Genomic DNA, 6,390 nt, shown 5'->3' with positions numbered 1-6,390 from the left:
CCGAGATCTACGACGCGCTCGCCGAGCAGACCCTCGTCGTTCCCGGCACCGAGGCGTCCGCGCTGATCGTGCCGGTCCTGGCCGCCCAGCTCGCCGCTGCCCACGCCCAGCGACAGGCCACCGAGCAGGAGATCGCCGCCCTGCTGGAGGCCTTCCCTCCTTTTCCACCTCCTGACGTCCCTGCCCGGCATGGGCGTCAGGACCACGGCCGCGGTGATCGTCGCGATCGGTGACGGCACCGGCTTCCCCACCGCCGGACACCTCGCCTCCTACGCCGGACTCGCCCCGGCCACGGAGTCCTCGGGCACCTCGATCCGCGGCGAGCACGCACCCCACCGCGGCAACCGACTCCTCAAACGTGCCCTGTTCCAGGCCGCGTTCGCCGCGATCGGCTGCAAAGCCGACCCGTCCTCCCGGATCTACTACGACCGCCAACGCGCACGCGGCAGGACCCACACCCAGGCCGTCCTCCGCCTGGCCCGGCAACGCGTGAACGTCATCCACGCGATGATCCGCACCGGCACCCTCTACGAACCACGCACCCCCGACGACGTCGGCCTCGCCGCCTGACGACCCACCCCTCCTGCCCTCCAGGCCCCATCACACCACCGCGCACCGGCAGGCCAGTCCAGCCCTGCCGACCACCGGCCTGCCCATCAGACACCCGATCCGCCGGGGACGACCCGCTTCGCGGGACGTCCCCGAAAACCAGGACGCCCCCCACGAACCGACCCTGGCGGGGTTGACGAAACAGATAGGGGCACCCCTCTCGACACAGTTGAACCCGCCGGCTCGGCCGGAGTTGGCCGAGGCGTGGGCAGGTCGATGCTGCCGAGCCGGGACGCCGAGGCCAGGGGCCTCACCCCCGCCCACGACACGGAGGCGAGCAGCCGCACCGGCGACAACGGTTCACGTATCGCTGAATTCATGAATGCGTGTACTGTCATGGTGTGCTGACACTCGCCACCGACATCGAGGTGCTGGCGCGGTTCGGTCGCGCCCTCGCCGACCCCATCCGCTGCCGCATCCTGCTCGCCCTGGGGCAGGCCCCGGCCTACCCGGCCGACCTCGCCGACTCTCTGCAGATCTCCCGGACCCGGCTGTCGAATCACCTCGCGTGCCTGCGCGACTGCGGCCTGGTCGTGACCGTCCCCGACGGTCGGCGCACCCGCTACGAGCTCGCCGACGAACGTCTCGGGCACGCCTTGGACGACTTGCGCAACGCCGTCGTCGCCGTCGAGGCCGACCGCACCTGTGTCGAGGCGGACGAGAAGGGGTGCTGCTGAATGACCGCGGTATCACTCGGCCCGAGCCCGGCCCGCCGTGATGCGCTGACCCGACGCATACGCCTGCTGGTCGCCGCGACCATCGCCTACAACGTCATCGAGGCAATCGTCGCGATCACCGCCGGCACCATCGCCTCCTCCACCGCACTGATCGGCTTCGGGCTCGACTCCGTCATCGAGGTGTCCTCCGCCGCAGCCGTCGCCTGGCAGTTCTCCGCGGCCGACCACACCGTCCGCGAAGCCCGCGAGCAGCGCACGTTGCGGATCATCGCCGTCTCCTTCTTCGCCCTCGCGCTGTATGTGAGCGTCGACTCCGTGCGCGCGCTGACCGGAACCGGCGATGCCGACCACTCCGTCCCCGGCATCGTCGTCGCCGCGCTCTCGCTGGCGATCATGCCGTTCCTGTCCGCGGCCCAGCGCAGGGCCGGCCGGGAACTCGGCTCCGCCTCCGCCGTCGCCGATTCCAAGCAGACCCTGCTCTGCACCTACCTCTCCGCCGTGCTCCTGGCCGGCCTGCTGGCCAACCTGGTGCTCGGCTGGTCCTGGGCCGACCCGATCGCCGCCCTCGTCATCGCCGCCATCGCCGTCAGGGAAGGCCGCGACGCCTGGCAGGGCAAGGGCTGCTGCGCCCCCGGCTCCGCCGCCACGACACCGGCCGCCGCCTCGGAGGCCACCCCCTGCGAATGCCGCCCCGCCTGCGACTGCTGCACCTGAGCCACACGGGAACACAACATGCGCAACAACGACATGAAGATCGAACTGCTGGTCGTGCCCGACTGCCCGAACACCCGGACTGCCGCCGACCGCCTCCATCAGGAGCTCGACAGGCTGGGCCTGCACGATGTGACGTTCCGGACCCGCACCATCACCGGCCAAGCCGAGGCGGAGGCCGCGCGTTTCACCGGCTCGCCGACGTTCCTGATCGACGGGCGTGACCCCTTCGCCGAGCCCGGCCGGGCCCCGGGACTGACCTGCCGCATGTACCGGACCCCGGACGGCCTGGCCGGTGCACCAACGGCCGACCAACTGCGCCAAGCCCTGGCCGACGCCCTCCGGGACGAACCCGTGGCGCGTCACCCGGACCGGTGAGCTCCGACCTGACGCCCCCGGCGGACATCACCGTTGATGGCACCGGACTGCTGTGCGTGACGCTTCTGCTGCGTCTTCGCAGGCAGATCGAGGGAGCGCCGCCGGGCACCGTGGTGCATGTGATCGCGACGGACCCGGCGGCCCCCCTCGACCTGCCGGCCTGGTGCCACATGGTCGGCCACGACTACCTGGGCCCGGTGCCCGGCGAACGCCTGGTGTACGCGCTCCGGCTGACCGCAGACGCCCGTCCCACCCTCCCCGACGCGCCTTGGCACCCGGTCCCGACTCCGTGAAGGGGTGCCTTCACGGCAGCCACCTCCGGCCCAGGACGCGAGGGGCATCACCGGGCCGGGCATGGTGGATTCAGGGTGGTTCAGGACTCCGAAGGGCACGGGCCGGCGTCCGGGACGCCGGGACCTTGGCCAGAAGGCCGGAGGCGAAGGCCCCGGCTCTCGGCGATGCGGCACACATCGCGCAGCGCCTCGGCCATGCGGGCCACGACATAGCGGAGCTGCACCGACGTGACCTCGGAATCGTCGACCATGTCGTCGACGTGGTCGAGGAGTTCGGCGGCCATGCCGAGCTGCACGCTCTCGACGTTGTCGGCGACGCGGGAGACGTATCCGGTCCCGTCACCGATGACGTAACACGGGTTGCCGTCCACCCCGGACCACGGAAGCAGACGCACCGAATCGGAGCCCGGGGCATTCGGGGCGATCACGCGGTCACCCCGACACCATGGACCGGGCGAGGCGCGATGCCGATGCCGGGCGTGGGGCGTACGCCTGCGGGAGGCGCGGCGCCATACGAGGCCATGGGCCGGTGGCACCCCTGGGCGGGCCACAGGAACCGCAGAAGCGGCTCAAAAGCATCGGCGATACAGCGCAGCACGTCGTCAACTCCGTTGAGGTAGATGGCCGTTCTCCGGACCGTGCGACAGCGGCGGCCGACGTCCGGGCGAGCCACCGCTGTGTAGCGATCCACTCACAGAGTGAGACGGTGCGGACTAGGCTCGCCAGGGGGTTCCAGGTGACAGGCCCTTTGGCGCACGGGAGTTGACCATGAGTAATACCTATGGCGATTGGTTGAAGGCACAGCGGGAAGCGGCCGGACTGACGCAGCAGGAGCTGGCCGACGCGGCGATCATGACGCGGTCGCACATCTCACACATCGAGGCGGGGCGCCGCATCCCGTCAAAGGAGGACGCCCGACGCCTGGACAAAGCCTTGAATACGGGGAACGTGCTGAGCAGTTTTCTGCCGAGCCAGGACGACGGCACCGTGGCCGACTACTTCGAGCCCGCTCGCCAGCTCGAACAGCAGGCCACGATGATCCGGGAGTTCGGCCTCACGTTCGTGCCGGGCATTCTCCAGACGAAGAGGTACGCCCGCGCCGTTCTGAGTACGACCTTCCCTCCCCGGAGTGAAGAGGAGCGTGACAGGTACGTCGTCACACGCCTGGAACGCGCGAAGATCCTCACCGACCCAGTGACCCCCGTGGTATGGGCGCTGCTGGATGAGGCAGTACTACGACGCCCGATCGGCGGCCCGGAGGTCATGGCCGAACAGATCATGCACATGGTCAATTTGGCCGAGAGTGGGCGAGTGCGCACTCATGTCCTGCCACTCGTGCTGGGCTCCCACCCGCTCATGGAGAGCATGCTGACGTTGATGTGGTTCGAGGACCAGCCGCCGGCCGCCTACAGCGAGGGCAACTCCATCGGCAAGGTCCATGATTCCCCTTCCGTGGTCCAGCAGTTGGAGGGCCGCTACGCTCTGGCCTTGAGCGACGCGCTCCCGTTGAAGGAGTCGCTCGCTCTGATGAGGTCGATCGCAAAGGAATTCGGGCATCATGACTGAGCACGCCATCCCGAACGCTTCCGCATTGAGGGGCTGGCGCAAGTCGTCCCACAGCAACAGCGAGGGGGGCAGCTGCGTCGAGGTGCTGGACGGTCACCCCTCCGGCGTCCCTGTACGCGACTCCAAGGCCCCGCACGGCCCCGCCCTCGTCTTCCCGGCAGCCGGTTGGTCAGCCTTCGTCGCCGCGGTCAAGGACGACAACTTCCCCGCCTGAACGTCCCATCCCCGGCCCACAGCAAAGGCGGACCGAGGACGGGGCTGTTCGGGCCGCGCAAGTGTGCGGGCTGCCGTGTTACGCCGTCGTCGGAGCGGGAGTCTCACCGGTACGGTCGACCGCGGCTCTGGTGAGGACCGCGGACGTGCCGACAACGGTTCCGGCCGGGCCGGCGTCGCCGGATTCGGTGAGGACCGTGCGCTCGCCGAGGAACGCGTACGTGGTCCGGTCGAAGATCCACTGCGTCTGCTGCCCGTGTGCCGTACGGGCGACGGCGACGCCCTCACGTCCTGCGGCGTCGGTGGCCGCATCGATCACCGTGACTCCGGGGATCTTCGCGGCGGCCTGGTAGAGCGCGGCGCCGACCTGCGGGGGCGCCCAGGTCTCGGCCAGCAGGTCGCCGATCGCGGTGAATGCCCGCTGGTCCGGGTCCTGGCCCTGTCCGTGGGTCTCGTCCCGGATCAGCTTCAGCAGGGCGTCCGGGTCGGTGGGCAGCGACGCGACGTACTCGTGCGTCGGGTCGCTGATCGACGCGGCCTTCTTGTGTGCGCTGCGGGGCCGGGGTGTCGCTCCTCGGCCGTCGAGCTCGTAGACCGGTGCGTCGCCGCCGAGCGAGGAGTCGGGCTCGCCCTCCTCGCGCAGCAGGCCGGGGCGGCTGCCGTCGGCGGACAGCCACACCTGCCGCGTGTGCGCGGGAGGCATGGTCACCTCGCCGCCCCCGGCGCTCTGCCCGGCGAAGGCGACCTTGCTCTCGATGTACACGAACTGGTCGGCGCGGACCGCCGGTTGCTTCTGCCCTGCGGCGGCGAGTGCGATGCGATCGAGGAGCTCTGCCGCTTCGGACGTGCCGGGGGTGCGGCCGCCCGGGGCCGCGGTGGTGCCGTGCCCCGGCGCGTCCGCGAGGTTCACCACCACGACGCCGCCGACCGCCAGGGCGCAGGCGACGGCGGGCACCATGACCCGGACCAGACGTCGGCGCGGGCGCGAGGCCCGAGGGGTGAGGCCGCCACGCGGTTCGGTCACGGCGGCCTCGCGCAGCAGCGCTTCCTTCAGCAGCAGTTCACGGTCGGGGTCCAGGCCGGGGACCGACGGCGGGGGCAGCAGTGCGGTGAGGCCGGGACCTTCGGTCTCCTCGGACCGGTGGTGCGTACGGCGCCGCGAGGTGAAGTTCATCCGTGGTTCTCCTGGGTCAGCAATGGGGCCACGGGGGTGCGGCCCGGCAGTGGCTTGTCGGGGGTGGTGGTGGCGGTGGTCGCGGCGGGGGCTCTGTTTCCCGCCGCGGGTGGCCGTTCGGTTCCGGCCCGCGTGTCCCGCGTGCGTGTGGCACGGGTTTCGGCCCGCGTGTCCCGCGTGCGTGTGGCGCGGGATTCGGCCTCGGTGAGCTCGCGCAGTCGGGTACGGGCGCGGGACAGGCGCGACCGGACGGTGCCGACCGCCACGCCGAGCGCCTCGGCCGCTGCCGCGTAGTCCAGGCCGGCCCACACCACGAGGGTGAAGACCTCCCGGTCCCGGCGCCGCAGGCGGGCGAGTGCGGCGTGTGCGGCACGCAGTTGCTCGGTGTCCGCGAGGTGTGTGACGAGGTCGTCGGCGAAGTCCGGGATCGAGCCGCGTTCCGGGACGCGGGCGAGCGCGATCTCGCGGCTTCGGCGTGTGCGTGCGTTGCGGCGCATGATGTTGGTGGCGATGCCCAGCAGCCACGGGCGCAGACCGTCCCCGTCGGGGTTCAGCCTCTCGCGGCTGCGCCACGCTTCCAGGAAGGTCGACGAGACGACGTCCTCGGCCTCCGCCCAGTTGCCCGTCACCCGCAGGGCATAGCGGTACACCGCTTGGGCGTGCTCGTCGTACAGCTCCCCCAGGGCATCGCGGTCTCCGCGGCGGAAGCGATTCCTCATGAGTGATTCCACACTCTGCTCTGCCGCGTCCGTTGCGCCGGTTCCGGTGA

At 70.9% G+C, this 6,390-nt stretch carries 9 protein-coding genes and 1 pseudogene; 7 read left to right on the top strand and 3 right to left on the bottom strand.

Annotated elements, in window-relative coordinates; all coding sequences use genetic code 11:
- The 5 genes and pseudogenes from GA0115254_RS41535 to GA0115254_RS41515 form a co-directional block, all read left to right on the top strand.
- Nucleotides 1-570 (top strand): annotated as a pseudogene (locus GA0115254_RS41535) (transposase); the annotation flags it as partial.
- A 380-nt stretch (nucleotides 571-950) separates the two neighbouring features.
- Nucleotides 951-1,286: an ArsR/SmtB family transcription factor gene (locus GA0115254_RS41530; RefSeq protein WP_093900414.1), complete on the top strand. Its 336-nt coding sequence runs from the start codon at nucleotides 951-953 to the stop codon at nucleotides 1,284-1,286.
- Entirely contained in the window at nucleotides 1,287-2,000 is a 714-nt protein-coding gene (locus GA0115254_RS41525) for a cation efflux transmembrane domain-containing protein (protein ID WP_093900413.1), read from the top strand.
- Between the two features lie 18 nt (nucleotides 2,001-2,018).
- A complete protein-coding gene (locus tag GA0115254_RS41520) occupies nucleotides 2,019-2,375 on the top strand; it encodes a hypothetical protein (protein WP_256103084.1) in 357 nt (118 codons plus the stop codon).
- Nucleotides 2,372-2,668: a sulfurtransferase TusA family protein gene (locus GA0115254_RS41515; RefSeq protein WP_093900412.1), complete on the top strand. Its 297-nt coding sequence runs from the start codon at nucleotides 2,372-2,374 to the stop codon at nucleotides 2,666-2,668. Before GA0115254_RS41520 ends, GA0115254_RS41515 begins: the two co-directional genes overlap by 4 nt.
- 80 nt (nucleotides 2,669-2,748) lie before the next feature.
- Here GA0115254_RS41515 and GA0115254_RS41510 read toward each other — a convergent pair whose 3' ends face one another.
- Nucleotides 2,749-3,096, bottom strand: coding sequence for a hypothetical protein (locus GA0115254_RS41510; protein ID WP_256103083.1), 348 nt, complete (start codon nucleotides 3,094-3,096; stop codon nucleotides 2,749-2,751).
- A gap of 340 nt (nucleotides 3,097-3,436) precedes the next feature.
- Here GA0115254_RS41510 and GA0115254_RS41505 point away from each other — a divergent pair, with 340 nt between their 5' ends.
- A complete protein-coding gene (locus GA0115254_RS41505) occupies nucleotides 3,437-4,234 on the top strand; it encodes a helix-turn-helix domain-containing protein (RefSeq protein WP_093900411.1) in 798 nt (265 codons plus the stop codon).
- Nucleotides 4,227-4,448, top strand: coding sequence for a DUF397 domain-containing protein (locus GA0115254_RS41500; protein WP_093900410.1), 222 nt, complete (start codon nucleotides 4,227-4,229; stop codon nucleotides 4,446-4,448). Before GA0115254_RS41505 ends, GA0115254_RS41500 begins: the two co-directional genes overlap by 8 nt.
- A gap of 78 nt (nucleotides 4,449-4,526) precedes the next feature.
- On the opposite strand, the gene GA0115254_RS41495 is transcribed toward GA0115254_RS41500, so the two are convergent.
- The gene (locus GA0115254_RS41495) at nucleotides 4,527-5,621 is read right to left on the bottom strand and encodes a CU044_5270 family protein (RefSeq protein WP_093900409.1); all 1,095 of its coding nucleotides are present in this window, start codon (nucleotides 5,619-5,621) and stop codon (nucleotides 4,527-4,529) included.
- The gene (locus GA0115254_RS41490) at nucleotides 5,618-6,340 is read right to left on the bottom strand and encodes an RNA polymerase sigma factor (protein WP_256103082.1); all 723 of its coding nucleotides are present in this window, start codon (nucleotides 6,338-6,340) and stop codon (nucleotides 5,618-5,620) included. The genes GA0115254_RS41495 and GA0115254_RS41490 overlap by 4 nt, the downstream gene beginning before the upstream one ends.
- Nucleotides 6,341-6,390 lie beyond the last annotated feature (50 nt).

The sequence above is a fragment of the Streptomyces sp. Ncost-T10-10d genome, assembly GCF_900091955.1.
GTDB lineage: Bacteria > Actinomycetota > Actinomycetes > Streptomycetales > Streptomycetaceae > Streptomyces.
This window is presented reverse-complemented; position numbering and strand designations above follow the sequence as displayed.